2 protein-coding genes are annotated in these 1,209 nt (G+C 47.7%); both read right to left on the bottom strand.

Going from position 1 to position 1,209, the window contains the following annotated elements; all coding sequences use genetic code 11:
• The coding region (gene cmk / locus BG32_RS02890) for a (d)CMP kinase (protein ID WP_121526344.1) at positions 1-862 on the bottom strand (862 nt) is incomplete at its 3' end.
• A 2-nt stretch (positions 863-864) separates the two neighbouring features.
• A partial coding sequence (locus BG32_RS02885; protein WP_310793861.1) for an amino acid--tRNA ligase-related protein occupies positions 865-1,209 on the bottom strand: 345 nt, incomplete at its 5' end.

Raw genomic sequence — 1,209 nt, 5'->3', positions numbered from 1 at the left:
GAGCCCTGATTATTGCGACACCTTCATGTCTTCCAGATAAAATGCAGTCATCTATTACTTCTAGACCCAGCCGCTTGAGATCGTCCATCACTTTCTCGTTATGAACGATTTCTCCTGTTGCATATACCTTCTTTCCCGACTTAAGCAGTTTCACAGCCTCACTGACAGCCCTGTCGACTCCGTAGCAGAAGCCTACTGACCTTGCAAGGTGGACTCTCTGTCGCTTCTCCGCCAGTGATACGATTCTTGAAACAACTTCTTCAATACTCATACCTGTAGTGTCCAGAATTATGGCGTCCGAGGCCGCCTTTAGTGGGGCAACGGATCTCGTCGAGTCGTTAAGATCCCTTCTTTCTATCTCTGCGAGAATTTCGTCATAAGTAGCTTCTACCCCACTGGATTTCAGCTGCTTAACTCTCCTTCTGGCTCTTTCGCCGGCAGATGCAGTAAGAAATATTTTAAGCTCAGCTTCGGGAATAACAACAGTACCGATGTCTCGCCCTTCCATAACAACGTTTCCCTGCTTTGAAAGCGTCCTCTGCTGCTCAGTCAAAAAATCTCTTACATAAGAATACTTTGCGATATCTGAGGAAAGGAGCGAAACCTCTCTGGTTCTTATCTCGTCACCAAGAGGGCTTCCGTCTAGGATGATACCGGAATCCGAAAGCGAGAAATACGTATGGCTCATCAGTTCAGCCATTTCATCGGCGTTGGAAAAGGAAATTCCGGCTTTCTTGGCCTTCAGAGCGAGTGCTCTGTACATTGCACCCGTGTCAATATAAACAAAATCCAGTTTCTCAGCAACCAGCCTTGCAACAGTAGATTTTCCCGATGCCGCCGGCCCGTCGATGGCGATCCTCAACTTCAGTTCTCCGTATCTTTCAGCTGTAGTTTAAGCAAATCAAGTTGCTTCTGCGAAACCTCGGAAGGTGCGGAGGTCATCAGATCTGCGCCGCTGGCGACCTTCGGAAATGCTATTACTTCCCTTATAGACTGAGCGCCAACGATGATTGCGATGATTCTATCTAGACCGGGAGCAATTCCTGCGTGAGGAGGTGGACCGTATTTGAAGGCTTCTAGCAGATAGCCGAATTTCTCCGTCGCCTCTTCCCGTGAAAGCCCAATTAGATCAAATACCCTGCTTTGAATATCTCTCCTGTGAATCCTGACTGAACCGCTTGCTATTTCGTAACCGTTGAGAACTAGATC

The sequence above is a fragment of the Mesotoga sp. HF07.pep.5.2.highcov genome (genome assembly GCF_003666285.1).
Classification (GTDB): domain Bacteria; phylum Thermotogota; class Thermotogae; order Petrotogales; family Kosmotogaceae; genus Mesotoga; species Mesotoga prima.
The sequence above is the reverse complement of the archived record's forward strand: the minus strand, read 5'-3'. Positions and strand labels throughout refer to the sequence as shown.